The following is a 25,163-nucleotide window of genomic DNA, read 5'->3' as shown; positions in this document are numbered from 1 at the left end:
ATGACAACACTTCAAGAAAAAATCATTCAAGAGTTAGGTGTTTTACCGACAATTGATCCAAAAGAAGAAGTTCGTAAAAGTATTGATTTTCTGAAAGCTTATTTAACTAAACATCCTTTTTTAAAAACCTTTGTCTTGGGAATTAGTGGCGGACAAGATTCAACATTAGCTGGTCGCTTAGCACAATTAGCGATGACTGAAATGCGCGAAGAAACAGGAGATATGTCGTATCAATTTATTGCGATTCGCCTTCCATACGGTGAGCAAGCAGATGAAGCTGATGCACAAGCTGCGCTAGCCTTTATCCAGCCAGATGTTTCTTTACGAGTGGATATTAAACCAGCAGTGGATGCAATGGTTGGTTCGCTAGAAAACGCTGGTGTTCAAATTAGCGATTTTAATAAAGGGAACATGAAAGCACGTCAACGTATGATTACACAATATGCAGTAGCTGGCGAAAATGCTGGCGCAGTAATTGGCACAGACCACGCAGCCGAAAATGTGACAGCTTTCTTCACCAAATATGGCGATGGCGGAGCGGATATTTTACCGTTATTTCGTTTAAATAAGCGCCAAGGAAAAGCTTTGCTGAAAGAACTTGGGGCACCAGAAGCCTTGTATCTAAAAATACCAACAGCTGATCTAGAAGATGACAAACCGTTAGTTGCAGATGAAGTTGCCTTAGGTGTCACGTATGATGCCATTGATGACTATTTGGAAGGCAAAAAAGTCTCGGAAACAGATCAACAAACAATTGAAAACTGGTATAAAAAAGGACAACACAAACGGCATTTACCCATTACAATTTTTGATGATTTTTGGAAATAAAAACACAGACCATCGGCGAATGAACGATGGTCTGTGTTTTTTTTACATAACTACTTTTCAGAAAGTAAACGTTGCTACAGCAACTATCCTATGATAATGAAAGTCGTTTTCATTTAGGCGTTTTCACTTTCTTTTTCAAAACAGAAAAGGTACGCTCAATAATGTAAAGTGAATGATGGGAGAGAAAAAGAGATGAAGCATGTAACAAAATTGGGGATTACAATTATAACAGGAGTTTTGGCATTATTATTTGAATTTATTTTACATCAGCCGAATTGGGCGTATGGTATTATTTTAATAACAGGTTCTGTAATGGCGTTAATGATGTTCTGGGAAATGATTCAAACCTTACGTGAAGGAAAATATGGTGTCGATATTTTAGCGATTACCGCTATCGTTGCAACCTTAGCTGTGGGAGAATACTGGGCCAGTTTGATGATTTTAATTATGTTGACTGGTGGTGATTCATTAGAAGACTATGCTGCTGGAAAAGCTAACCAAGAGCTGAAGTCATTATTGGATAACTCGCCACAAAAAGCTCATCGCTTGAATGGCGAAAATTTAGAAGATGTTTCTGTTGAGGAAATCAATGTTGGCGATGAATTAGTAGTAAAACCAGGGGAACTAGTTCCAGTTGATGGCTTGGTAAAAACCGGGACATCAACAGTCGATGAATCTTCATTAACAGGAGAATCAAAACCAATTGAAAAAAATCCTGGTGATGAATTAATGTCGGGTTCCGTGAATGGTGATGGCTCTTTGAAAATGGTTGCTGAAAAAACTGTAGCCGACAGTCAATATCAAACGATTGTGAACTTAGTGAAAGAATCTGCGGCACGTCCAGCTCATTTTGTACGTTTAGCAGACCGCTATGCGGTACCTTTTACACTAGTTGCCTACTTAATTGCAGGTGTTGCTTGGTTTGTTTCAAAAAGTCCGACACGTTTTGCGGAAGTCTTAGTTGTTGCTTCGCCGTGTCCTTTAATTCTATCTGCCCCAATTGCTTTAGTGGCAGGGATGGGTCGTTCAAGTCGTCATGGGGTCGTTATTAAATCGGGAACGATGGTCGAAAAATTAGCTTCTGCAAAAACGATTGCGTTTGATAAAACAGGCACGATTACGCAAGGACAACTTTCTGTTGATCAACTCCAACCAATCAATGCTGAAATAACTGCTGCTGAATTAGTGGGATTGGCAGCAAGCGTGGAACAAGAATCAAGTCATATTTTAGCTAGATCAATTGTTGCTTATGCCAGAAAGCAAGATGTCCCATTAAAAAATATTACAGATCTAGCGGAAGTTTCTGGTGCTGGCGTGAAGGCATTTGTGGATGGTGCTGAGATACGGGTAGGTAAAAAGAATTTTGTGACACAAGAGTCTCAAGCAACTGAAAAAATTGATAAAACGACTATTCATATTTCACGTAATGGCACATATTTAGGCCGAATTACTTTTACAGACACTGTACGCCCAGAAGCAAAAGAGACTATGGAAAAATTACACCAATTACATCTTCAACGAATTTTAATGCTGACGGGAGATCAAGAATCCGTCGCAGAAACGATTGCTGCAGAAGTAGGAATTACCGAAGTACATGGGGAATGTTTACCACAAGATAAGTTAACTATTCTAAAAGAATTGCCCAAAGAAAACCATCCAGTCATCATGGTAGGGGATGGTGTAAATGATGCACCTTCGCTTGCTGCTGCAGACGTAGGTATTGCTATGGGCGCTCATGGAGCTACTGCGGCTAGTGAAACTGCTGACGTTGTTATTTTAAAAGATGACTTAAGTAAAGTCAGCCAAGCGGTCGAAATTGCCCAAGATACCATGAAAATTGCCAAACAATCTGTATTAATCGGAATTTTTATCTGCGTTTTACTAATGCTAATTGCTAGTACCGGGATCATTCCGGCGCTAATCGGGGCTATGCTACAAGAAGTTGTGGACACTGTGTCAATCTTATCTGCTTTGCGTGCTCGTCGAATTGGCAAGTAAGGTGGAACAATTAATTGCCTGAATGTCCAGCTTAGTGGTAAAATAAAGGTACGTTTTTAATATTAATAAGTTACAGGGGAGAGATTGTGCAATGAAAGGAAACCAAATAGATGGGCAACCAGTCACGGAAGAACAACTATTAAAAGAAGGCTACCGTAAATATACTGGGGAAGGAATTGATATCTTTTATAATAAAGATATTTGTGAACATATTGGTAATTGTGTTCGCGGAAATCCAGAAGTCTTTGAAGTTGGTCGGAAACCATGGATTATTCCAGATAACGGAAGTGTTGAAAATGACATGATTGTGGTAGATTCATGTCCAAGTGGTGCTCTAAAATATATTCGGAAAGCAGGGAACGAATATGCAAATTAAAGAAGAAAACAATCGTTTTGCTCTATATAACGATGAAAACCAAGAAATTGGTGAAATGACATGGTCAGATGCTGGTGAAAGCATGATGATTATTGACCATACGTTTGTTGATCCAACTTATCGTGGACAAAAATTAGCTGAAAAACTTGTTTTAGCCGGTGTTGAAAAAGCGAGAAAAGAGCATAAAAAAATTATTCCGCTATGTCCATTTGCCAAAAAAGAATTTGATACTAAACCTGAATACGGAGACGTATTGAGAAAATAAAAAAGAAGCTAGCAACAGCCGCAAGTAGAAATCTGATTCCTACTTGCGGCTGTTGCTATTAGAGACAAATAAGGAAAGACATTAAATTTCACTGGTGTTTACAGATAAAATATGCTACATTAAAGTAGATGAATTTCGCATATTTGTATAAAAAGGAGAATTAACGCATGTATAATCTAATCTTAACGTTGGTCATCATTTTATCTGTTTTAATCGTCATTACTGTTATGATGCAACCAAGCAAACAAAACAGTGCAGCAAGTGCCTTCACTGGCGGTGCAGATAAATTATTTGGGAAGCAAAAAGCGCGCGGTTTTGAAGCTGTTATGCAACGCTCAACAGCAGTTCTTGGCGCAATTTGGATGATTTTATTATTTGTTTTGGCGTTCTTATCTTCAAAATAAGTACGTAATCTTTTAAAATGACAAGTTTAGAACAGAGAGATGAGTGCGGACACTTATTTTTCTGTTCTTTTTCTTTCTGAAAAAGTCTTTGAAACTTATCATTTCGGAAGGTTTTCTTTTGAGAATATGATAGAATGAAGCTGAGGTGAGCGAAGTGGCAAAAAAAATCAATTTACCGAAGCCGTTATTTTCAGAAAAAGGAAAACGGGCGGTCCTTTTATTACACGCTTATTCTGGCAGCAGTAATGATGTACGGATGTTAAGCAGACGTTTAGAAAAAGAAAATTATACTGTCTATTCGCCTAATTTTTCAGGACATGGCACGCTAGTTCCTGAAGATATTTTAGATCAAACAACGGAACAATGGTGGCAAGATACACAAGAAGCAGTCGCTTTTTTGAGAGAAAGAGGCTACCAAGAAATTGCCATTTTTGGTTTATCAATGGGCGGGATTTTCAGTATGCATGCATTAACGGAACAATTAACAGGATTAATTGGTGGTGGATTTTTCTGTTCACCGATCTACCCTGTCGCAAATAAAGTCCCAGAAAATTTTGTATTATACGCAGAAAACGTGATGAAAATCGCAGAAGTTCCTGCAGAGGAACAACAAAGCCGGTTGCAATCGATTGAGCAACGAGTCAAACAACAATTAGGAGCGATTGAAACGATTGCTAGTCAGACGGCTGACAAACTAAACAAAATCCACACCCCTCTTTTCTTAGCGCAAGCTGGCAAAGATGAAATGATTGAGCCAATGGGCGTCTATCAAACGGCCCAAGCGCTAACACAAGCACGTGTGACCTTACAATGGTACCCAAACAGCGGACATGTCATTACGGTGAGTGGAGAACACAAACAATTAGAGCAAGATGTGGTGCAATTTTTAGCAACACTACCTTGGAATGAGGAGAAATAATGACAAAACAAACAATTAAAGAGCAAATTTTACATTTTATGGAAAGCCAAAAAAAGAAAAGCTTTTCAATGGAAGAAATTGCACAAGGCTTGAATTTAGAAAAAAGTTCAGATTTTAAAATTTTAGTGCAAACCATTGCACAAATGGAACGAGAAAAGTCAGTTAGTTTCAACAAAAAAGGCAAAGTCCTGTTACCAATGAAAGACTTATTAATAGAAGGAACGTTTCGTGCAAATGAACGAGGCTTTGGTTTCGTGACCATCGATCCTGAAGAACCAGATGTTTACATTCCCAAAGAGGCAACGAACTTTGCAATGGATGGGGACACGGTTTTAATCGACGTGATCCAACATGCGGATCCTTTTTCAGATCGCGGCGCAGAAGGTAAAGTCAAAGAAATTAAAGAGCGAGCAGTGAGCCAAGTTGTCGGAGAATTTGTGGCATATAGTGAAGAAGAAATGGCAGAAATGGGACTGTATGGCTACATGATTCCCAAAGATAAGAAATTGAATCAGTATACTGTATCAATTGCACCTGAAGGGATTAAGCCAGTAGATGGCAGCATTGTCATTGCTGAAATTACCTATTATCCAGATCAAGAATATCCAACGAGTATGGAAGGACTAGTCAAACAAGTGATTGGTCATAAAAATGATCCAGGAATGGATATTTTATCAATCGTGGTGGCTCATGGAATTCCCACAGCATTTCCTGATGAAGTTTTGGCTGAAGCGGACCAAGTACCAGAAACTATTGCAGAAAGCGATTTAGTCGGTCGTCGGGATTTACGTGATCAGTTAATTGTGACGATTGATGGAGAAGATGCGAAAGATTTAGATGATGCAGTAACGGTACAAAAGTTAGCAAATGGCAATTTCTTTTTAGGGGTGCATATTGCAGATGTTTCTTATTATGTAACTGAAGGAAGCCAATTGGATATGGAAGCGTATGAACGCGGCACAAGTGTCTATTTGACAGACCGAGTTGTGCCAATGATTCCGCAGCGATTATCAAATGGGATTTGTTCGCTAAACCCACATGTTCCACGTTTAACCATGAGTTGTGAGATGGAAATTACACCAGAAGGAGAAGTTATTTCGCATGAAATTTTCCAAAGTGTAATCCAAACAACGGAGCGAATGACCTATACAGCAGTCAATGAAATTTTAGAAGAGCAAAAACCTGAAACGTTAGAACGCTACAAAGAGCTAGTTCCCATGTTTAAAGAGATGGGCGAGCTGCACCACATATTAGAAGAGATGCGTATGCGCCGTGGTGCGATTTCTTTTGAAGATCGTGAAGCCAAAGTCCTAGTTGATGAAAATGGTCATCCCCAAGATATTCTTTTACGCACGCGTGGCGTGGGTGAGCGATTAATTGAATCCTTTATGTTGGCAGCCAATGAAACTGTGGCGCGTCATTATCATGACTTAAAACTGCCATTCATTTATCGGATTCATGAACAACCAAAAGAAGAAAAAATGCAACGTTTCTTTGATTTCGCTGCAGTACTTGGCATTCTTGTTAAAGGAACAAAAGAAAACATTTCACCGAAAGATTTACAAAAAGTTTTAGAGCAAGTTGAAAATAAGCCGGAAGAAGTGGTTATCAATACGATGTTGCTAAGAAGTATGCAACAAGCGAAATACTCAGAAGACAACTACGGACACTATGGGTTGGCCGCTGAATATTATACGCATTTTACTTCACCAATACGTCGTTATCCAGATTTAATTGTGCATCGTTTGATTCGCAGCTATAGCCAAGATCAATCTGAAAAAAATCAAGAAAAATGGAACGAAGCATTACCAGAAATTGCCAATCATAGTTCAAGTATGGAACGTCGCGCAGTTGATGCAGAGCGTGAAGTGGACGCTATGAAGAAAGCCGAATTTATGGTAGATAAAGTGGGAGAAACGTATGACGGGATCATCAGCTCTGTCACAAAATTTGGTATCTTTGTGGAACTGCCTAATACAATAGAAGGCTTAATTCACGTGAACAACTTAAAACAAGATTATTTCCACTTTATTGAAAATCATATGGCGTTAGTTGGTGAACGGACGGGAATGACTTTGAAAATTGGTCAGAAAGTTCAAATCCGTGTTGAAAAAGCTGATCCAGAAACAAGAGAAGTTGATTTTGAATTGATTTCAGCTGAGGAAGTCGCACCAGTCGAAGGACCAAAAGGACGTAAAAAAGGTAAAGCCAATTCTTCAACTCGTTCAAATAATCAACGAAGAAATAAAAAAGATGAATCATTTGATGGTAAGAAAAAGAAAAATAAGAAAAAAGGCAAAGGCAAAAAACAACCTTTTTATAAAGAAGCAATGAAACAAAAAAATAAAAAAGGGAAAAAGAAGAAGTAGAGGAGGTCGCTTATGCCAAAAGGGGAAGGAAAATTAATTGCACAAAACCGCAAAGCTAGACATGATTATTCAATTATTGATACGGTTGAAGCTGGTCTTGTTTTACAAGGAACAGAAATCAAATCTATTCGTAATGGTCGTATCAATTTAAAAGATGGTTTTGCACGAATTCGAAACGGGGAAGCCTTTTTGTATAATGTTCATATTAGTCCATATGAACAGGGCAATATTTTTAATCATGACCCATTACGTACCAGAAAATTATTATTACACAAAAAACAAATTAATAAGTTAATCGGCGAAACCAAAAATACAGGTATCACATTAGTACCTTTGAAGGTCTATATTAAAGACGGCTATGCCAAAGTTTTGATTGGTTTAGCTAAAGGGAAAAAGCAGTACGACAAGCGTGAAGACTTGAAACGTAAGGAAGTTGACCGACAAATCAGCCGAACATTAAAAAATAACCGACGTTAAAAATGTAAATTTATTCTTTTTCGCATATTTGCTTGCCTTTCTTCGGATTAGGTGTAAAATCTGGTAAGTGTTGAGTAAATGAATGTAAATGATTCATTTTTTAATCGCTTCGGAAAGCAGTACCACCCTGCATTAGATTGGTTTATGGAAAAGGTTTTCCAACCAATTTTCAACACATGAAATTTTAAAAGTAAACTATTTGTAAATTATCAACAAGTGGTGGTACGATAGCTTTGCCAGGGATTATCACTCAGGAGTAGGATGAAACTTCTGAAAGATTGTTGGAAAAGAGGTGAATTGATTTGGAAGAGAAGAAATTACTCTTCAATATCGGACCAATTTGGTTTGATGGAACCATTGTTTTGATGGTGCTGTTGACGTGTATCATTGTTTTCGCCTTTGTCTATGCTTGTACGAGAAATATGAAGCTACGACCTAAGGGCAAACAAACGGTCATCGAATGGTTAGTGGATTTTATTCGTGGAATCATTACAGACAATTTACCTCGTAAAGAAGTGAGCAATTTTCATTTAATGGCGTTTACCCTCTTCATGTTTGTGCTTGTTTCAAACATCTTGGGTCTCGTTACAAAAATCGTTGTGGGCGACGATCTCAGCGTTTGGAAAAGTCCAACCGCCGATCCAATCGTAACCTTAACGTTAGCGATGATGATGATTGTCTTAACACACTTCTTTGGTATGAAACGCTTTGGTTTTAAAGGCTATCTAGTTAATAGTTATTTAAGACCCGTTGGTTTCTTACTACCGGTAAAATTAATGGAAGAATTCACGAATCTATTAACATTAGGCTTGCGTTTGTACGGAAACATTTTTGCCGGCGAAGTTCTATTGGGCTTAATTGCTGGAACCGTAGCAAGCGTCGGATTATGGGTTATCCCACTAGCAATTCCGCTAGAAATGATTTGGGTAGCATTCTCAATCTTTATTGGATGTATCCAAGCGTTTATCTTTGTGACACTTTCAATGGTTTATATGTCACACAAAATTGAAACAGAAGAATAATCAAGAAATACGAAGGACAAAAATTATCTTTTAGGAGGATTTTACACAATGGAAGGATTAAATTTTATCGCAGCAGCAATTGCAATTTTCGGTTCAGCTATCGGAGCCGCTATCGGTAACGGACAAGTTATTTCAAAAACAATCGAGTCAATGACTCGTCAACCAGAAATGTCTGGTCAATTAAGAACAACAATGTTTATCGGGGTCGCTTTAATCGAAGCTGTGCCAATTTTAGGTGTCGTTGTTTCTTTATTACTTTTATTCAGATAAGCAATAAACTGGAGGCAGGACGCTGATTATTATCGGGACCGTCACTGCTTTCTTCTATCTTTAGCCTTTTCAATAGCTGGTGATAAAGCAGTTGAAGAAGCTAAATCGATTTTTGCAGGAAAGGAAGTTGAGACTTCATGCTACTTACTACATTGGTAGTCGGTGAAACGGCTCCTAGTACCACACTAGGCACGATGATTGTTGTCAGTGGTGCATTTTTAATCTTGATGCTCTTATTAAAGAAATATGCATGGGGAGCAATCGTAGATATTTTGACACAACGTGAAGAAAAAATTGCCAACGATTTAGACTCTGCAGAACAATCTCGCGTAGCAGCAGCGAAAATGGAAAAAGAACGTCAACAACAATTACTTTCTTCCAGATCAGAAGCAGCTGAAATTATTAAAAACGCGAAAGAAAGTGGAGAACAGACTCGCCAAAAAACATTAAAAGAAACAACTGCGGAAGTTACTCGCCTACGCGAAAAAGCTCGGACAGATATTTCTCAAGAACGTGAAGAAGCATTGTCTTCAGTAAAAAATGAAGTGGCAGATCTTTCTCTTCAAATTGCAGCCAAAATTTTAAATAAAGAATTAACACCAGATGCACATGAAGCATTGATTGATTCTTATATTGAAAGTTTAGGTAAAGCAAATGAAACTAGATAAATATACAGTTGGTAAACGCTACGGCAAGGCTTTGTTTGAGTTGGCAGTTGAAAAGAACCAAGCTGAAGCAATTTATCAAGAATTATTGACGCTTCGCGAAGTCTATCACCAAGTACCTGGTATCGGCGATATTTTAAGTGATGATCGCTTAGAGCCTTATGAAAAAGACAGCATCATGGAAAAACTAGTAACAGGTTTTAGTGAAATGATGCAAAACTTTTTGCGAGTGGTTTACGAATATCGTCGCATGTACGATCTGCTCTTGATGATTGATGAATATGAACGACGTTATGATGAGCACCAAGGACTAATTTTGGGTTCAGTGACAACAGCCATTCCTTTATCAAAAGAACAACATCAAGCAATGGAAGAAAAAGCTGCCCAATTATTAGGGTATGAACAAGCGCATTTAGTCAATTTAATTGACCCGTCAATTGTCGGCGGAGTGGTTATTGAAGCAAACCATCAAGTAATCGATGGCAGCATCCGCAAACAATTAGAACATATGCAGCAGAAGTTATTAAAATAATCTTTAGGACTACAAAGAGGTGAATTGAATGGCTATCAAAGCAGAAGAAATCAGTGCCTTGATTAAAGAACAAATCGAAAACTATCAACAACAGCTTGCTGTTGAAGAAGTTGGAACAGTCACTTACGTCGGTGACGGAATTGCCCGCGCCCACGGTTTAGAAAATGCCATGAGTGGAGAACTTGTTGAATTTTCAAACGGTTCATACGGAATGGCACAAAACTTAGAAACAAATGATGTAGGGATTATTATCCTTGGCGATTTTGAAACCATTCGTGAAGGAGATAAAGTACAACGCACAGGCAAAATCATGGAAGTACCCGTTGGGGAAGCTTTGATTGGCCGTGTTGTTAATCCATTAGGTCAACCATTAGATGGTTTAGGCGAAATTAAAACAGACAAAACACGTCCTGTGGAAGCAACAGCTCCCGGTGTTATGCAACGTCAATCTGTTGCTGAACCAATGCAAACTGGCTTAAAAGCCATTGATGCCCTAGTACCAATTGGTCGTGGACAACGGGAATTAGTTATTGGAGACCGTAAAACAGGGAAAACATCGATTGCAATTGATACAATTATTAACCAAAAAGGACAAGATGTAATTTGTATTTATGTAGCGATTGGTCAAAAAGAATCTACTGTTCGTAATCAAGTAGAGACACTTCGTAAATTTGGTGCCTTAGATTATACAATCGTTGTGACTGCAGGGGCTTCACAACCAGCACCATTACTTTACATTGCACCATATGCAGGAACTGCAATGGGTGAAGAATTCATGTATAACGGCAAACATGTCTTAATTATTTTTGATGACTTATCAAAACAAGCCGTGGCTTATCGTGAACTTTCTCTACTATTACGCCGTCCACCAGGTCGTGAAGCTTATCCAGGGGATGTCTTCTATTTACACTCACGTTTATTAGAACGTGCAGCTAAATTAAGTGATGAATTAGGTGGCGGTTCAATGACAGCCTTACCATTCGTTGAAACACAAGCAGGCGATATTTCTGCTTATATTCCAACAAACGTTATTTCAATCACTGATGGACAAATTTTCTTAGAAAGCGACTTGTTCTATGCAGGCACTCGTCCAGCCGTTGATGCTGGGTTATCTGTTTCTCGTGTCGGAGGATCAGCGCAAATCAAAGCAATGAAAAAAGTTGCCGGAACGCTTCGTTTAGACTTAGCTAGTTACCGTGAGTTAGAAGCCTTTACACAATTTGGCTCTGATTTAGATGCGGCAACACAAGCTAAATTAAACCGTGGTCGTCGTACGGTAGAAATTTTAAAACAAAAACTACATGCGCCACTGCCTGTAGAAAAACAAGTTTTGATTTTATATGCGTTAACACACGGCTTTTTAGATAGCGTGAGCGTAGATAAAATTTTACACTTTGAACAAGATTTATTCGATTATTTTGATGGCAAACATGCAGACTTATTGGAAACCATTCGTACAACGAAAGACTTACCAGATACTGATGCATTAGATGCAGCGATTACAGAGTTTTCTGAAATGTTTGCAGCGGCAAACAACAGCGGAGATTCAGCCAAAGAAGCTTTAGAAAAAATCGATAACGCATAAGAGAGGTGAGCAACATTGGGTGCTTCATTAAACGAAATCAAACAACGCATTGCATCAACAAAAAAGACAAGCCAAATTACCAAAGCGATGCAAATGGTTTCTGCAGCCAAATTGACCAAGTCAGAAGGCGCCTCTAAAAGCTTTCAAGAATATTCTTCAAAAATTCGTAGTGTCGTTACGCATTTAGTAGCTGCTCAGTTAAGTGAATTACGTGAAACAGAACAATCTTCTCTTAGTGAAGGGAACTATCATGTGATGTTAGCGCAACGACCTGTCAAAAAAACAGGCTATATCGTTATCACTTCTGACAAAGGATTAGTTGGTGGCTACAATAGCTCAATCTTAAAACAAACCATGAGTATGATTCAAGAAGACCACGATTCTAATAAAGAATATGCCTTAATCGCCATTGGTGGTACAGGGGCGGATTTCTTTAAAGCACGCGGAATCGATGTTTCCTATGAGCTAAGAGGCTTAACGGATCAACCAACGTTTGAAGAAGTCCGTAAGATTGTGACAACGGCAACGACTATGTACCAAAACGAAGTGTTTGATGAATTGTATGTTTGTTATAATCACCACGTTAACTCACTAACGAGTCAGTTTCGTGTGGAAAAAATGTTGCCAATTACTGATTTAGATCCATCAGAGGCGACCTCTTACGAACAAGAATATCTTTTAGAGCCTTCACCTGAAGCAATCTTGGATCAATTATTACCACAATATGCAGAAAGCTTAATTTATGGGGCGATCATTGATGCGAAAACAGCAGAACATGCTGCTGGGATGACCGCCATGAAAACAGCCACTGACAATGCGCAAAATATTATTAGCGATTTAACAATTTCTTATAACCGTGCTCGTCAAGGGGCGATTACCCAAGAAATTACAGAAATTGTTGCTGGTGCAGCTGCACTAGAATAATCTAGTCTTACGTTTGAACGTTTGTAAAAAACGTTCAAAGCGTGTGACTTTATGAAGACTGGAGGAAAGAAATTATGAGTTCAGGAAAGATTGTTCAAGTAATCGGTCCCGTTGTTGACGTGGAATTTTCATTAGATCAATCCTTACCCGATATTAACAACGCTTTAGTCGTTTATAAAAATGGCGAAGCAAAACAAAAAGTAGTACTTGAAGTCGCTTTAGAACTAGGTGATGGAGTGATTCGTTCTATCGCCATGGAATCGACAGATGGTTTACAACGTGGAATGGAAGTTATCGATACAGGAAAATCAATTTCAGTTCCTGTTGGTAAAGATACATTGGGTCGTGTGTTTAACGTTTTAGGAGACACAATTGACTTAGAAGCGCCATTCCCTGCAGATGCTGAACGTAGTGGGATTCATAAAAAAGCGCCAGCATTTGATGAATTAAGTACCAGTAATGAAATTTTAGAAACAGGGATTAAAGTTATTGACTTATTAGCACCTTATCTAAAAGGTGGTAAAGTCGGACTTTTCGGTGGTGCCGGTGTTGGTAAAACCGTCTTAATTCAAGAATTAATTCATAATATTGCCCAAGAACATGGAGGGATTTCCGTCTTTACTGGTGTTGGTGAACGGACACGTGAAGGGAACGACCTGTACTATGAAATGAAAGATTCAGGCGTTATTGAAAAAACAGCCATGGTTTTTGGTCAAATGAACGAACCACCAGGTGCACGGATGCGTGTGGCCTTAACTGGGTTAACGATTGCTGAATATTTCCGTGATGTGGAAGGACAAGACGTGCTATTATTTATTGATAACATTTTCCGTTTCACCCAAGCGGGTTCAGAAGTTTCTGCCCTTTTAGGTCGGATGCCGTCAGCCGTTGGTTACCAACCAACCTTAGCGACTGAAATGGGACAATTACAAGAACGGATTACTTCAACGAAAAAAGGATCAATTACCTCTATTCAAGCAATCTATGTTCCAGCCGATGACTATACCGATCCAGCGCCAGCAACAGCGTTTGCCCATTTGGATGCAACAACTAACTTGGAACGTAAATTAACCGAACAAGGGATTTATCCAGCGGTAGATCCGTTAGCTTCATCTTCTAGTGCCTTGGCTCCTGAAATTGTTGGAGAAGAACACTACGAAGTGGCTACCGAAGTGCAACATATTTTACAACGTTACCGTGAATTACAAGATATCATCGCTATTTTAGGGATGGACGAATTATCAGATGACGAAAAAGTACTTGTTGGTCGCGCACGCCGTGTTCAATTCTTCTTATCTCAAAACTTTAACGTTGCTGAACAATTTACAGGTCAACCTGGTTCTTATGTACCAGTTGCGGAAACAGTTCGTGGATTTAAAGAAATTCTTGAAGGTAAACATGACAATCTGCCAGAAGAAGCCTTCCGTAGTGTCGGTAAAATTGAAGATGCCATCGAAAAAGCGAAACAATTAAACTACTAGAAAGGCGGCAAACACAATGGATAGTCTTACTGTGAATGTAGTAACGCCTAATGGTCTAGTTTATGACCACCATGCAAAAATCGTTGTGGCGAAAACAACAGATGGTGAAATTGGTATTTTACCAAAACATGCGCCAATCATCGTTCCGCTAGCGATTGATGAAGTCCGCATCAAACGGACCGATTCAGATACACATGTTGACTGGGTAGCTGTAAATGGTGGTATCATGGAAGTCCGTGATAATGTCGTTTCTATTATTGCCGATAGTGCCGAACGTGAACGAGATATCGATGTACCTCGTGCTGAACGAGCAAAACAACGAGCAGAACGTTTAATTGAAGAAGCCAAAGCAAAAGATGACCGCGATCAACTACGTCGTGCGACTGTTGCTTTGCATCGTGCAATCAACCGGATCAACGTATCGAAACATGGGTAAAAAAGGCTGAAGGATTCAGTCACTTTTGTAGAGTTTAAGGCGCTTGCTATTGAGTCAGGTGCCTTAAACTCTATTTCTTCGTATTTTTTAATAAATAGTGTCAAATTTTGGCATTTCAAGTGGATTAATTATCGGTTTTTATTATTTTGTGATAAAATGTTCCTACGTTAGAAAAAAGGAGGCTCCTTATGCAATACTATGGAGTAGATGCTATTGTTCGAATCGTTAGTCATCTTATGTTCATTTACATAAGTTTTTGGGCGTTGCAATCATTGCGTATTGAGCAATTTTTCAAAACCCAATTTACACCGCAAATCAGAATGTTGATGGTATTTTTCGCCATCGCTATCGGATACACAGTTAGCTCTTTTGCTTTAGAATTGATTGCGCTTTGTCGAAATCTTTTCATTGTGTATTTTCCTTAAAAATTGAAAAATAAAAAAAGGTACAATTTTTAGTTGAATAATGGTATAATAGTAAAGATTTTGAATAGGAATACCTATTCTCATTTTTTTGGGGGGAACAAAATGGAACAAATTATTGTTCATGGTGGTAATACAAAATTAGAAGGAACTGTAAAAATTGAAGGCGCCAAAAACGCTGTTTTACCAATTTTAGCAGCTACTCTTTTAGCTGAAGAAGGCGTTACTACTTTAAAAAATGTACCAATTTTATCTGATGTATTTACAATGAATCAAGTAATTAAGCATTTGAATGTAGCCATTGATTTTGATGAAGACGCGAATGAAGTAACAATAGACGCAACACAACCTTTAGGGATCGAAGCAAACTATGAGTACGTTAGTAAAATGCGTGCTTCTATCGTTGTAATGGGACCTTTATTGGCTCGTAATGGCCATGCCAAAGTGGCAATGCCAGGTGGCTGTGCCATTGGCAAACGACCAATTGATTTACACTTAAAAGGCTTCCAAGCATTAGGTGCAAAAATCATCCAAAAAAATGGTTATATTGAAGCAATTGCGGATGAACTAATCGGTAACACTATTTACTTAGACTTCCCAAGTGTCGGCGCTACGCAAAATATTATGATGGCTGCTGTTCGTGCGAAAGGAACAACCATCATTGAAAACGTTGCTCGTGAACCTGAAATCGTTGACTTAGCAAACATTTTAAACAAAATGGGTGCCAATGTTATCGGTGCTGGGACAGAAACGATGCGTATCGAAGGCGTCGATAAATTACATGCCGTAGAGCATTCAATCGTTCAAGATCGAATTGAAGCAGGTACGTTCATGGTAGCTGCAGCAATGACTGAGGGCAATGTTTTAATTGAAGAAGCAATTTCTGAACATAATCGTCCGCTGATTTCTAAATTAACTGAAATGGGTGCAATCATTGAAGAAGAAGAAAATGGCATCCGTGTAATTGGACCAAAACATCTAAAACCAACAGATGTTAAGACAATGCCGCATCCTGGTTTCCCAACAGACATGCAAGCGCAAATGACAGCGATCCAAATGTTTGCTGAAGGAACAAGCATCGTGACAGAAACAGTCTTTGAAAATCGTTACCAACACTTAGAGGAAATGCGTCGAATGAACGCTGACTTAAAAATTGACGGCAACATTGCCGTTATTAATGGCGGCAACGAGTTACAAGGAGCAGCAGTGGAAGCCACTGATTTACGGGCAGCTGCCGCATTGATTTTAGTAGGGTTACGTGCAAATGGCATTACACGTGTCTCTAATTTGAAATATTTAGATCGTGGCTATTATGAGTTCCATAAAAAACTTCAAAAATTAGGCGCGAACGTTGAACGTGTCAATGATGAAAAAATTGAAGAAAAACAAGCAACGACAGTAATCTAAAGGAGTCAAACGTATGAGTTCATTTCGCTATATTTTAGTAACATTATTGAAAATTCTAGTGGTCATTTCGTTAGTCATTATCTTATTTGTTGTGGGAACAATGATTGGTTATGGATTGATTGGAAATGGGAATCCAATGGATGTCTTTGATGAAAAAATTTGGACTCATATTATGAACTTCTTTAAATAAAAACTTATTTTAAGGCGGTGAACAAAAGTCAATTGACGATTGTTCACCGCCTTTTCTTTTTCCTGAATATCTATTTTATTCTATGCTATAATAATAGAAGTAAGATAATGAAGGAGTGGGATGGAAGATGCAAGCAACCGTAACAGAAATAGGCAAACATGCAATCGATGATTCAGAAAAAATGATTATTCTTTTTGGAGAAACTGCGACCGATACCTTGAAGCAACATGCAGTTATTCAATCATTCCCAGAAAAAGACCAAGTTACCTTGGCAGAAGGAGATCATCTGAAAATTGGCGATACAAATTATACAATCACAAAAGTGGGTTCTTTTGCCAATAGTAACTTGCAAAGTATCGCTCATAGCACTTTAATCTTTGCTGATGCACCAACCGATGAGGATGATGTTATCCGAAATGGTGTTTATTTAACGCCCCATCAGTTACCAAAGATAACTATTGGAACAACAATTGATTATTTAGTAAATGGAGCGTGAATCAATGGATAAAAAACAAACGACTGATAAACGCCTGTCTTGGTTTTGGCGTTGGTTTTTAAATAATCAAGTAGTAACAGCCTTACTGATTGTCTTATTGGTGCTGTTAATTATTCTAACTTTTACGAAAGTTTCTTATTTATTTAAGCCCGTCTGGCAGTTTTTTGGCGTTGTCGGCTTACCAGTAATTATGGCGGGGATTTTATATTATTTATTAAATCCGATTGTCGATTATTTAGAGAAAAAACAAATCTCACGTGTCTGGAGTATTATCGGCCTATTTATTTTAATTGTGGCACTACTCATTTGGGGTGGTATTGTAATCGTTCCTAAAATTCGTGAGCAATCTGTCAGCTTTGTGAATCATTTTCCTCAATATATTGATACAATTGATCAAAAATCGCAGGAAATATTAAGTGATCCACTTTTCGCGCAATTTAGAGAACAAATTGAAGCGGCAGGCGATAAAGTTGTCAGTTCGTTAGGTACCATCATTAAAAACGTCTCAACGTTCACAGTACAAGGAATTGGTAATTTCTTTGGGGCGGTGGCTACGATCTTTGTCGCCATCATTACGATGCCCTTTATTCTATTTTATTTACTGAAAGATGGCAAAAACTTAGCGCCATATTTAATGAAGTTTTTACCAGTGAAGATGCGTAAACCAACCTTAAAAGTTCTTGCAGAAGTTAATGATCAAGTCTCTTCTTATATTAGAGGACAGTTAACTGTCGCTTTCGCAGTGGCAATTATGTTTATGATTGGTTTTTCTGTCATTGGCTTAGATTATGCAGTCACTTTAGGTATTGCAGCAGGCTTTTTAAATTTAATCCCTTATTTAGGTTCATTTTTAGCCATGATTCCAGCAGTCTTTTTAGGAATTGTCAGTGGGCCAGCTTTGTTAATTAAAGTCTTGATTGTTTTTGCCATTGAGCAAACGGTCGAAGGTCGGTTTATTTCACCACTTGTCCTAGGCAGTCAGTTATCCATTCATCCAGTCACCATTTTGGTTGTTTTATTAACGTCTGGTAAACTATTTGGGATTGTCGGGGTGATTTTAGGAATTCCTGTTTATGCCGCAGCTAAGGTGATAATTACACACATTTTTGAGTGGTACCAAATTGTTTCCGGTTTGTATGATGAAGATAAGCCAGATCAACAAGAATCTACGTAACAAAAGAGACAAGCAGTGAAGGAACTGCTTGTCTCTTTTTGCTGTAAATCACTCGGAAAATTTAGAATGTTTTACCGTATTCAGTTGCTTTGGTCATAGCAGTATTTAAAAGTTCTTCCGCGCGATCAGGGAAATGATCGATTCCTTCGATGAATAATCCGTCGACTTGATCAACGCCAATAAAGTTTAGAATCGCTTTAATGTATTGAGAAGCAAAATCTTTTCCTTCGTAGAAGCCGCCATTTGATTGGATGTGTAAGGCTTTTTTACCACTTGTTAGAGGTTTTGGTCCTTCTGCAGTATATTGGAATGTTTTTCCAGCAACGTTGATTGTATCTACCCAAGCTTTTAAGCGTGTCGGTACGTTTAAGTTCCACATTGGATTAGCAATTACTACTTTGTCGGCAGATAAAAATTGATCAGTTAATTCATTAAAACGAGCCACTTTTTGTTGTTGGTTTTCGCTTAATGTTTCAAATGCTGCGCCAGCGCGAAGTGCACCCCAAGCAGATAATAATTCTTCATCGATTTCCGGCATGTTTGTTTCTGGTGCATAAACATCTAAAATTTCGATTTCGTCTGATGGATTTGTTTCACGGTATGAAGCTAAAAATGTTTCTAACGCACGAACTGAGCGTGATTCTTCTTTTGTTAATGGATGTGCTTTAACAACTAATAATTTTGACATTGTGTAATCTCCTTAAAATAAATAGTTTAAAAATTCAACATCTCTATTTTACTAATAAAAAGTAAGAGAAAGCAAGTCTTTTTTTTAGATTTAGTAAACTTTTTTTTAAAATGGATCAACAGAGTAAAAAATAAATAAAAATATTTTTTTGGAAAGGCTTGCATATTAAAAAAAAGCATGCTATTATTACTTTGTAAATAAGGATTGTTACTGCTTTGCAGGCAAAACCAGAGTCTTCCATTAACACAATCAGTGGAGGGATTCTGGGCTTTTTTTATAAAAAAGTGAGGTTGCATTCATCATGAGGATTGAAAAAGTTTTAAATAATAATGTCGTGCTTTCAAGAAATGAGCAAGGCGAAGAAATTGTTTATATGGGACGCGGCTTAGCCTTTCAAAAGAAGATTGGAGACACGATCAATCCAGATTATGTTGAAAAGGAATTCGTGTTAAAGGACTCCGCTATGGCAGGGCAATTCCAGCAGCTGTTTGAAGACGTCCCCACCAAAGAAGTAGAAGTCGTCAAACAAATCGTTGATTTAGCAGAAACAACGCTAGCGATTGAGCTTTCATCAAATATTTATTTAACTTTAACGGATCATATTCACTATGCGTTACTTCGAGCCAAAGAAGGAATTGATATTCCGAATCCTCTTGTATTCGAAACACGCAAATTTTATCCTAAAGAATTTGAAATCGCAAAGCAAGCATTAGCGATTATTGCTGAAAAGCTAGGGGTTCAATTTTCAGAAAATGAAGCGGGCTTCATTGCTTTTCATATTGTGAATGCTGAACAAGGAAATGGCAATATGGAAGTTACCATGGAAGCAACCAAGATGGTTCGTGATATTTTAACGATTATTAGTCGCTACTTTGGACAGGTGTTTGATGAAGATTCATTGAACTATCAACGAATTGTTACACATCTTCAATATTTTGCGCAACGTTATTTAAAACAAGAAGCGCATGATGAGGAGGACGAATTTCTTTTTGCATTGGTCCAAGGAAAGTATCCTAAGGCGTTTCAAGCGGTCCAACGTATTAATGAGTATTTATTAAAAAGCTATGATCGACCAATTGATCAAGCGGAAATGATTTATTTAACCATTCATATCCAAAGAGTGGTCAATGATAAAAAAGCATAACAACCAATAATCGCGGATTGTTACTGATAATGCAGGCAAAACCTAGATTGAAAAAACCGATAATGATTTTCGCAGACTGCGCAGCTGTGAAGAGAAGGATCTGGCTCTTTTTCAATGTAGGTTTTTTTGATATTAAAAATTAATGGAAATGAGGATCTAGAGATGAGTAAAAATCAAGAAATTGCAGCACGTGTGTTAAAAGCTGTTGGGGGCGAAGGCAACGTTAATAGTGTTGTTCACTGTGCTACGCGCTTACGTTTTAAATTAAAAGATGAGAATAAAGCAGATACAGCTGCATTGAATGCTGACCCAGATGTTATTCAGGTAGTTCAAAGTGCAGGACAATATCAAGTGGTTATTGGCAGTCACGTTAGTGATGTTTATAAGGATTTGATGGCCAACAGTGGACTAGGTAATGATTCTGATAATAGAGAAAAAGAAAGTGGCGGAAATATCTTTAACCGTTTAATTGATATTATTTCTTCTATTTTTACACCGTTTTTAGGTGCAATGGCCGGCGCTGGGGTTCTAAAAGGCTTCTTAACATTGGCTGTAACTATGGGCTGGTTAGCTGACACTTCAGGCGTATATCTTGTTCTCTTTTCGATTGCAGATGGTTTATTTACTTTCTTACCAATTATGTTAGCGTTTACGGCTGCTAAAAAATTCAATACTAATCCCTTTTTAGCGGTTGCTTTGGCGATGGCCTTAGTTCATCCCAGCATTACTGCTTTAGCAGGCAAAACAATTAGCTTTGCTGGTCTTCCAGTGATTATTGGGCCAAGTGGCTATACTTCTTCGGTTTTACCAATTATTTTGGCTGTTTTTGCACAAAGTTATGTAGAACGTTTCTTCAAAAAAGTAATTCCGAGTTTTCTACAAATTATCTGCGTTCCGTTAGCTGTTTTCCTTATTATGGCACCTGTTACCTTCTTAGCTATTGGTCCTATCGGGACGGTCATCGGCGATTGGTTGGGACAAGGATACAACGCAATTTACGCTTTTAGTCCAATTATCGCAGGGTTATTAATGGGTTCGTTGTGGCAAGTCTTGGTAATGTTTGGTATGCATTGGGGCTTTGTACCAATTATGATGTTAAACTTAACACAAGGTGGCGATACGATGGTACCAATGTTATTACCAGCCGTTATTGCACAAGGCGGGGCTGCTTTAGCTGTCTTTTTCCTAACAAAAAATGTGAAACTAAAAGGTTTGGCTTTGTCTTCAAGCATTACAACTATTTTTGGAATTACTGAACCAACTGTATATGGCGTGACTTTACCATTGAAAAAACCATTTATTGCAGCTTGTATTGGTGGCGGTATCGGTGGTGCATTTGTAGCTATGAATCACGTGAAAAACTTTACGTTTGGTTTGGTTAGTATGTTGAGCTTACCTGGGTTTATTCCTGCAGAGACAAAAGATACTGCACCGATGATTACTGGTGCAATTGGTGCTGGAATTGCCTTTATCATTGCGTTTGTCTTAACGTTTGTCTTACGTTTTGAAGATCAACCTAATCCAGAAACAGCAACTGAAAAAACAGCAACTGATAAGATGGTGGCACCTGTAAAAACGAATCAAGAAGACAAAATTATTTTAGCAAGTCCACTTCAAGGTGAAATTTTACCGCTAGAAAAAGTACAAGATCCTGTTTTTGCGTCAGGTGCTTTAGGAAAAGGTGTTGCAATTGAGCCGACTGAAGGCAAACTGTATGCGCCCGCAGATGGTGAAATCACCACATTATTTCCGACAGGACATGCTGTTGGCTTGACGACAACAGAGGGCGTTGAATTATTAATGCATATTGGCATGGATACGGTCGAATTAGATGGTAAAGGCTTTGAATTATCAGTGAAACAAGGTGATTCTGTTAAAAAAGGAGATTTGCTGGTTACTTTTGATATTGCTGCCATTAAAGAATCTGGTTATCCAGTAGTTACACCGATTGTGGTAACGAATACGAATGATTATTTAGATGTTTTGGATATGAACCAAACAGACGTGTTACATGGTGAAGACTTTTTAGCCATTATTAAATAAAAGACAATTGGAGGAGGAACAAGTATGACAACAACGACAAAATTTCCAAAAGGATTTTTATGGGGCGGTGCGACCGCAGCCAATCAATTAGAAGGGGCTTACTTAGCCGATGGTAAAGGGTTATCTGTGGCAGATGCGATGCCGGGAGGAAAACAACGTTTCGCTATTTTAGGAGATGAAGCGTTTGATTGGACGATTGACGAAACGAAATATCGCTATCCTAATCATACAGGAATTGATCACTATGATCGCTTTAAAGAGGACATTGCGTTGTTTGCTAAAATGGGCTTCAAATGTTATCGATTTTCAATTGCGTGGTCGCGTATTTTTCCACAAGGAGATGAAACACAACCGAATGAAGCCGGCTTGAAATTTTATGATGCGGTTATCGATGAATGCTTAAGCTATAACATTGAACCAGTAATTACGATTTCTCATTATGAAATGCCCCTGCATTTAGCGAAAGAATACGGCGGGTGGAAAAATCGTCAATTAGTTGACTTTTATGAACGTTTTGCGGAAACTGTTTTAACACGTTACCACCAAAAAGTTAACTATTGGATGACATTCAATGAAATTAATTCAGCGTTCCATTTCCCAGCACTTAGTCAAGGATTGGTGAAAAGCAATGGGGCCAATGATTATCAAAACATTTTCCAAGCCTGGCATAATCAATTTGTTGCAAGTAGTAAAGCTGTAAAAATTGGCCATGAATTAAATCCAGAATTACAAATTGGATGTATGATTATTTATGCAACAACGTATGGCATTGATTCGAATCCAGTCAATCAAGTTGCTACAATGATTGAAAACCAAGAGTTTAATTATTATTGTACAGATGTTCAAGTTCGTGGTGAATATCCAGCATACGCAGAACGCATGTATCAAAAATATGCTGTGAAAGACTTAGTTATTGAAGAAGGAGATTTAGAATTATTAAAAGAATACCCAGTGGATTACATTGGCTTTAGTTATTATATGTCGACTGCTGTCGATGTTACTGGTACTACCAACGATACAGCAAATGGGAATCTTTTAGGCGGCGTTAAAAATCCCTTCTTAGAAGCAAGTGAATGGGGTTGGCAAATTGATCCCGAAGGCTTACGAATCGCCCTAAATGAATTATATAATCGTTATCAAAAACCTTTATTTATTGTGGAAAACGGCTTAGGTGCAATTGATAAAGTAGACGAAAATTTCTATGTGGCAGACGACTATCGGATTGATTATTTACGTCGTCATATTGAAGCAATGGCAGAAGCAGTTGCAGACGGCGTCGATTTAATGGGCTATACGCCGTGGGGCTGTATCGATTTAGTCAGTGCTTCCACAGGTGAAATGAGTAAACGGTATGGGTTTATTTACGTTGATTTAGACGATGAAGGAAATGGTACTAAAAACCGTTATGAAAAAAAATCGTTTAATTGGTACAAACAAGTTATTGAAACTAATGGACAAAACTTAGACTAGTTATTGTAATTAAACAAAACAAGACAATCGTAGTAGGTAGTTGCTTCTGTTCCCGCCGTTTATTAATTTTTAAGCTTGGGCCAAAAATCCAAAGTGATTTTTGGCCCAAGCTCTTTTTTGTCAATTTTTCAAAATAGTGCACAATACGTTATAATAGAAACAACTGAGAGGAGCGTTTCTAATGATTAAGCAATTACAACATCCATTTTTTGTTATTATGGGTCCGAGTGGTTCTGGCAAGACCGCAATTACAAGTAAGGTTTTTCCGAAAAACTATAAAGTTATCTCGCATACTACGAGGAAAAAACGATTGGATGAAGTGGATGGTGTGGATTACTATTTTGAAACAAAAGCAAGTTTTCAAACCTTGATTGAAACCAATCAGTTAGTGGAGTATGATTTTTACCATGGAAACTATTACGGTGTCGGTGTAGCTGCCATCGTTGAAACAACGAAAGAGCATCCAGCCTATAATGCGTTAACTTTTCCAGGCTTTCAAGCGGTCTTTGAGCGTTTTGGCGAGTCCGTCATTCCAGTTTTTTTTGACGTTTCAAAAGAAAATATTTATCAACGTTTAAAGCAACGAGAATCTGATCCTAAAATTATTGAAGAACGTTTAAACCTTTATGATCAAGAAATTCTTATCAAAAACCAATTGGAACAATATCCTAATTATCAACGAATAGATGCCAATGGACCTATAAAAGAGGTCGCTGGCTTGTTACAAGAATGCATCAAACACTATTATTAATCAAGCAACTGGCGAGACAGAATCTAACATTAATTTTGTCTTGCTAGGTGCTTGATTTTTTTTGTAAAAAACTTGCATTCTGAATAGAGAGTGCTATAATGACATGGTGTCATATGACAATGTGTCATAAAAGGGAGGAACACAAATATGCCTACGAATACGTTTTTTCATTTGCCAGAAGAAAAGCAACAACGCTTATTAGATGCTGCACAAATTGAATTTTCGCGCCATTCTTTACAAGAAGCGTCAATTGCAAATATTGTTAAATTAGCGGAAATTCCTCGCGGTAGCTTTTATCAATATTTTGAGAACAAAGAAGATTTGTATTTTTATTACTTTGCGACATTAAGAAAAAATAGTGAACGAGATTTAGAGAAACAAATTATTGCGGAAAATGGTGATTTAATCGAAGCCATGGATGTCTATTTCTCCAAAATGATTGTCGAAGTGCTAACTGGAGAGAATGCTTCTTTCTATCGGAATTTATTTGTCAACATGGACTATCGTGCTTCACGTCGGGTGACGGATAATTTAGCGACTGGAGAAGAGGAAAAAAATAGGAAACAGCACTGTCATAAGCATAGAGGAAGAAAAGGCCATGCTGCCTATGCAGAACATCTTTATCAAATAATTGATCGTTCGAAATTAACCATTGAAACGCCAAAAGAATTCACATGGTTCATGCAGACGGCGATGCATGCCGTTTTCTCAACAATTGTTGATGGGTATCGTCAACAAAGAGAAAATACTGCCTATGATTCAACTGAAGCAGTCAAACAATTAAAAATGAAATTAAGTTGGTTGAAAAATGGCGCTTATAAGTAGCA

Annotated in this window: 27 protein-coding genes; 26 read left to right on the top strand and 1 reads right to left on the bottom strand. The window is 38.0% G+C overall.

Annotated features, from left to right (window positions below):
• From nadE to AB3I34_RS07940, 21 genes are all read left to right on the top strand, one after another.
• Nucleotides 1-828 carry an ammonia-dependent NAD(+) synthetase gene (gene nadE, locus AB3I34_RS08040; protein ID WP_002356540.1) on the top strand — a complete coding sequence of 276 codons (828 nt, stop codon included), beginning with the start codon at nt 1-3 and terminating at the stop codon, nt 826-828.
• Between the two features lie 168 nt (nt 829-996).
• The gene (locus AB3I34_RS08035) at nt 997-2,826 is read left to right on the top strand and encodes a heavy metal translocating P-type ATPase (protein WP_025189417.1); all 1,830 of its coding nucleotides are present in this window, start codon (nt 997-999) and stop codon (nt 2,824-2,826) included.
• Nucleotides 2,827-2,917: 91 nt separating this feature from the next.
• Nucleotides 2,918-3,202, top strand: a complete 285-nt coding sequence (locus tag AB3I34_RS08030) for a (4Fe-4S)-binding protein (RefSeq protein WP_002356543.1) — start codon at nt 2,918-2,920, stop codon at nt 3,200-3,202.
• On the top strand, nt 3,192-3,467 hold the full coding sequence (locus AB3I34_RS08025) for a GNAT family N-acetyltransferase (protein ID WP_002356545.1): 276 nt from the start codon (nt 3,192-3,194) through the stop codon (nt 3,465-3,467). Before AB3I34_RS08030 ends, AB3I34_RS08025 begins: the two co-directional genes overlap by 11 nt.
• A 167-nt stretch (nt 3,468-3,634) precedes the next feature.
• Nucleotides 3,635-3,871, top strand: coding sequence for a preprotein translocase subunit SecG (secG, locus tag AB3I34_RS08020; RefSeq protein ID WP_002356546.1), 237 nt, complete (start codon nt 3,635-3,637; stop codon nt 3,869-3,871).
• 145 nt (nt 3,872-4,016) lie between these two features.
• Nucleotides 4,017-4,790 carry a carboxylesterase gene (locus AB3I34_RS08015; RefSeq protein ID WP_016629924.1) on the top strand — a complete coding sequence of 258 codons (774 nt, stop codon included), beginning with the start codon at nt 4,017-4,019 and terminating at the stop codon, nt 4,788-4,790.
• Nucleotides 4,790-7,159: a ribonuclease R gene (gene rnr / locus AB3I34_RS08010; protein ID WP_002356549.1), complete on the top strand. Its 2,370-nt coding sequence runs from the start codon at nt 4,790-4,792 to the stop codon at nt 7,157-7,159. The genes AB3I34_RS08015 and rnr overlap by 1 nt, the downstream gene beginning before the upstream one ends.
• A gap of 12 nt (nt 7,160-7,171) precedes the next feature.
• A complete protein-coding gene (smpB, locus tag AB3I34_RS08005; RefSeq protein ID WP_002356550.1) occupies nt 7,172-7,636 on the top strand; it encodes an SsrA-binding protein SmpB in 465 nt (154 codons plus the stop codon).
• Between the two features lie 302 nt (nt 7,637-7,938).
• Entirely contained in the window at nt 7,939-8,658 is a 720-nt protein-coding gene (gene atpB, locus AB3I34_RS08000) for a F0F1 ATP synthase subunit A (RefSeq protein ID WP_002356551.1), read from the top strand.
• Nucleotides 8,659-8,706: 48 nt separating this feature from the next.
• Nucleotides 8,707-8,928 carry an ATP synthase F0 subunit C gene (gene atpE / locus AB3I34_RS07995; RefSeq protein WP_002356552.1) on the top strand — a complete coding sequence of 74 codons (222 nt, stop codon included), beginning with the start codon at nt 8,707-8,709 and terminating at the stop codon, nt 8,926-8,928.
• A 137-nt stretch (nt 8,929-9,065) separates the two neighbouring features.
• Complete coding sequence (atpF, locus tag AB3I34_RS07990; RefSeq protein ID WP_002365031.1) at nt 9,066-9,596, top strand: F0F1 ATP synthase subunit B; 531 nt, start codon at nt 9,066-9,068, stop codon at nt 9,594-9,596.
• Nucleotides 9,583-10,125, top strand: coding sequence for an ATP synthase F1 subunit delta (gene atpH, locus AB3I34_RS07985; protein WP_002356554.1), 543 nt, complete (start codon nt 9,583-9,585; stop codon nt 10,123-10,125). Before atpF ends, atpH begins: the two co-directional genes overlap by 14 nt.
• Before the next feature lie 28 nt (nt 10,126-10,153).
• Nucleotides 10,154-11,710: a F0F1 ATP synthase subunit alpha gene (gene atpA, locus AB3I34_RS07980; RefSeq protein WP_002356555.1), complete on the top strand. Its 1,557-nt coding sequence runs from the start codon at nt 10,154-10,156 to the stop codon at nt 11,708-11,710.
• Nucleotides 11,711-11,725: 15 nt separating this feature from the next.
• Entirely contained in the window at nt 11,726-12,634 is a 909-nt protein-coding gene (locus AB3I34_RS07975) for a F0F1 ATP synthase subunit gamma (RefSeq protein ID WP_002359606.1), read from the top strand.
• A 74-nt stretch (nt 12,635-12,708) separates the two neighbouring features.
• Nucleotides 12,709-14,115, top strand: a complete 1,407-nt coding sequence (atpD, locus tag AB3I34_RS07970) for a F0F1 ATP synthase subunit beta (protein ID WP_002356558.1) — start codon at nt 12,709-12,711, stop codon at nt 14,113-14,115.
• A gap of 16 nt (nt 14,116-14,131) precedes the next feature.
• Complete coding sequence (locus AB3I34_RS07965; protein WP_002356559.1) at nt 14,132-14,551, top strand: F0F1 ATP synthase subunit epsilon; 420 nt, start codon at nt 14,132-14,134, stop codon at nt 14,549-14,551.
• Between the two features lie 188 nt (nt 14,552-14,739).
• Nucleotides 14,740-14,976 (top strand): DUF1146 family protein, encoded by a 237-nt coding sequence (locus AB3I34_RS07960; protein ID WP_002356560.1) that lies wholly within the window; start codon nt 14,740-14,742, stop codon nt 14,974-14,976.
• 102 nt (nt 14,977-15,078) lie between these two features.
• The gene (gene murA / locus AB3I34_RS07955; protein ID WP_002356562.1) at nt 15,079-16,380 is read left to right on the top strand and encodes a UDP-N-acetylglucosamine 1-carboxyvinyltransferase; all 1,302 of its coding nucleotides are present in this window, start codon (nt 15,079-15,081) and stop codon (nt 16,378-16,380) included.
• 13 nt (nt 16,381-16,393) lie between these two features.
• Nucleotides 16,394-16,570, top strand: coding sequence for a DNA-directed RNA polymerase subunit beta (locus AB3I34_RS07950; RefSeq protein WP_002356564.1), 177 nt, complete (start codon nt 16,394-16,396; stop codon nt 16,568-16,570).
• Nucleotides 16,571-16,697: 127 nt separating this feature from the next.
• Nucleotides 16,698-17,066: a PTS glucitol/sorbitol transporter subunit IIA gene (locus AB3I34_RS07945; protein WP_002356567.1), complete on the top strand. Its 369-nt coding sequence runs from the start codon at nt 16,698-16,700 to the stop codon at nt 17,064-17,066.
• Between the two features lie 4 nt (nt 17,067-17,070).
• Nucleotides 17,071-18,240: an AI-2E family transporter gene (locus AB3I34_RS07940; RefSeq protein WP_010712725.1), complete on the top strand. Its 1,170-nt coding sequence runs from the start codon at nt 17,071-17,073 to the stop codon at nt 18,238-18,240.
• Nucleotides 18,241-18,301: 61 nt separating this feature from the next.
• Here AB3I34_RS07940 and AB3I34_RS07935 read toward each other — a convergent pair whose 3' ends face one another.
• Entirely contained in the window at nt 18,302-18,928 is a 627-nt protein-coding gene (locus AB3I34_RS07935; RefSeq protein WP_002367152.1) for an FMN-dependent NADH-azoreductase, read from the bottom strand.
• Nucleotides 18,929-19,229: 301 nt separating this feature from the next.
• Here AB3I34_RS07935 and licT point away from each other — a divergent pair, with 301 nt between their 5' ends.
• From licT to AB3I34_RS07910, 5 genes are all read left to right on the top strand, one after another.
• Nucleotides 19,230-20,072 carry a BglG family transcription antiterminator LicT gene (gene licT, locus AB3I34_RS07930; RefSeq protein ID WP_002359608.1) on the top strand — a complete coding sequence of 281 codons (843 nt, stop codon included), beginning with the start codon at nt 19,230-19,232 and terminating at the stop codon, nt 20,070-20,072.
• Between the two features lie 162 nt (nt 20,073-20,234).
• Nucleotides 20,235-22,115 carry a beta-glucoside-specific PTS transporter subunit IIABC gene (locus AB3I34_RS07925; protein ID WP_010712724.1) on the top strand — a complete coding sequence of 627 codons (1,881 nt, stop codon included), beginning with the start codon at nt 20,235-20,237 and terminating at the stop codon, nt 22,113-22,115.
• A gap of 24 nt (nt 22,116-22,139) precedes the next feature.
• On the top strand, nt 22,140-23,585 hold the full coding sequence (locus tag AB3I34_RS07920) for a glycoside hydrolase family 1 protein (RefSeq protein WP_002362575.1): 1,446 nt from the start codon (nt 22,140-22,142) through the stop codon (nt 23,583-23,585).
• Nucleotides 23,586-23,766: 181 nt separating this feature from the next.
• Complete coding sequence (locus AB3I34_RS07915) at nt 23,767-24,336, top strand: guanylate kinase (protein ID WP_002367148.1); 570 nt, start codon at nt 23,767-23,769, stop codon at nt 24,334-24,336.
• Nucleotides 24,337-24,483: 147 nt separating this feature from the next.
• The gene (locus AB3I34_RS07910) at nt 24,484-25,161 is read left to right on the top strand and encodes a TetR/AcrR family transcriptional regulator (protein ID WP_002376582.1); all 678 of its coding nucleotides are present in this window, start codon (nt 24,484-24,486) and stop codon (nt 25,159-25,161) included.
• Nucleotides 25,162-25,163: the final 2 nt, after the last annotated feature.

The organism is Enterococcus sp. C102(2024) (assembly GCF_040888205.1).
In the GTDB taxonomy this organism is placed as follows: domain Bacteria; phylum Bacillota; class Bacilli; order Lactobacillales; family Enterococcaceae; genus Enterococcus; species Enterococcus faecalis.
Note: the sequence above shows the minus strand (reverse complement) of the source record. Positions and strands in the feature narration are given on the sequence as shown.

Excerpts from the sequence above, each read along its gene's own strand:
- atpD (WP_002356558.1), top strand. The coding sequence starts at position 12,709 with ATGAGTTCAGGAAAGATTGTTCAAGTAATCGGTCCCGTTGTTGACGTG.
- AB3I34_RS07945 (WP_002356567.1), top strand. The coding sequence starts at position 16,698 with ATGCAAGCAACCGTAACAGAAATAGGCAAACATGCAATCGATGATTCA.
- AB3I34_RS07920 (WP_002362575.1), top strand. The coding sequence starts at position 22,140 with ATGACAACAACGACAAAATTTCCAAAAGGATTTTTATGGGGCGGTGCG.
- AB3I34_RS08025 (WP_002356545.1), top strand. The coding sequence starts at position 3,192 with ATGCAAATTAAAGAAGAAAACAATCGTTTTGCTCTATATAACGATGAA.
- AB3I34_RS07910 (WP_002376582.1), top strand. The coding sequence starts at position 24,484 with ATGCCTACGAATACGTTTTTTCATTTGCCAGAAGAAAAGCAACAACGC.
- atpE (WP_002356552.1), top strand. The coding sequence starts at position 8,707 with ATGGAAGGATTAAATTTTATCGCAGCAGCAATTGCAATTTTCGGTTCA.
- secG (WP_002356546.1), top strand. The coding sequence starts at position 3,635 with ATGTATAATCTAATCTTAACGTTGGTCATCATTTTATCTGTTTTAATC.
- murA (WP_002356562.1), top strand. The coding sequence starts at position 15,079 with ATGGAACAAATTATTGTTCATGGTGGTAATACAAAATTAGAAGGAACT.
- atpA (WP_002356555.1), top strand. The coding sequence starts at position 10,154 with ATGGCTATCAAAGCAGAAGAAATCAGTGCCTTGATTAAAGAACAAATC.
- nadE (WP_002356540.1), top strand. The coding sequence starts at position 1 with ATGACAACACTTCAAGAAAAAATCATTCAAGAGTTAGGTGTTTTACCG.
- AB3I34_RS07915 (WP_002367148.1), top strand. The coding sequence starts at position 23,767 with ATGATTAAGCAATTACAACATCCATTTTTTGTTATTATGGGTCCGAGT.
- rnr (WP_002356549.1), top strand. The coding sequence starts at position 4,790 with ATGACAAAACAAACAATTAAAGAGCAAATTTTACATTTTATGGAAAGC.
- atpH (WP_002356554.1), top strand. The coding sequence starts at position 9,583 with ATGAAACTAGATAAATATACAGTTGGTAAACGCTACGGCAAGGCTTTG.
- AB3I34_RS07935 (WP_002367152.1), bottom strand. The coding sequence starts at position 18,928 with ATGTCAAAATTATTAGTTGTTAAAGCACATCCATTAACAAAAGAAGAA.
- smpB (WP_002356550.1), top strand. The coding sequence starts at position 7,172 with ATGCCAAAAGGGGAAGGAAAATTAATTGCACAAAACCGCAAAGCTAGA.
- atpF (WP_002365031.1), top strand. The coding sequence starts at position 9,066 with ATGCTACTTACTACATTGGTAGTCGGTGAAACGGCTCCTAGTACCACA.
- AB3I34_RS08030 (WP_002356543.1), top strand. The coding sequence starts at position 2,918 with ATGAAAGGAAACCAAATAGATGGGCAACCAGTCACGGAAGAACAACTA.
- AB3I34_RS07925 (WP_010712724.1), top strand. The coding sequence starts at position 20,235 with ATGAGTAAAAATCAAGAAATTGCAGCACGTGTGTTAAAAGCTGTTGGG.
- AB3I34_RS07965 (WP_002356559.1), top strand. The coding sequence starts at position 14,132 with ATGGATAGTCTTACTGTGAATGTAGTAACGCCTAATGGTCTAGTTTAT.
- licT (WP_002359608.1), top strand. The coding sequence starts at position 19,230 with ATGAGGATTGAAAAAGTTTTAAATAATAATGTCGTGCTTTCAAGAAAT.
- AB3I34_RS07960 (WP_002356560.1), top strand. The coding sequence starts at position 14,740 with ATGCAATACTATGGAGTAGATGCTATTGTTCGAATCGTTAGTCATCTT.
- AB3I34_RS07950 (WP_002356564.1), top strand. The coding sequence starts at position 16,394 with ATGAGTTCATTTCGCTATATTTTAGTAACATTATTGAAAATTCTAGTG.
- AB3I34_RS07940 (WP_010712725.1), top strand. The coding sequence starts at position 17,071 with ATGGATAAAAAACAAACGACTGATAAACGCCTGTCTTGGTTTTGGCGT.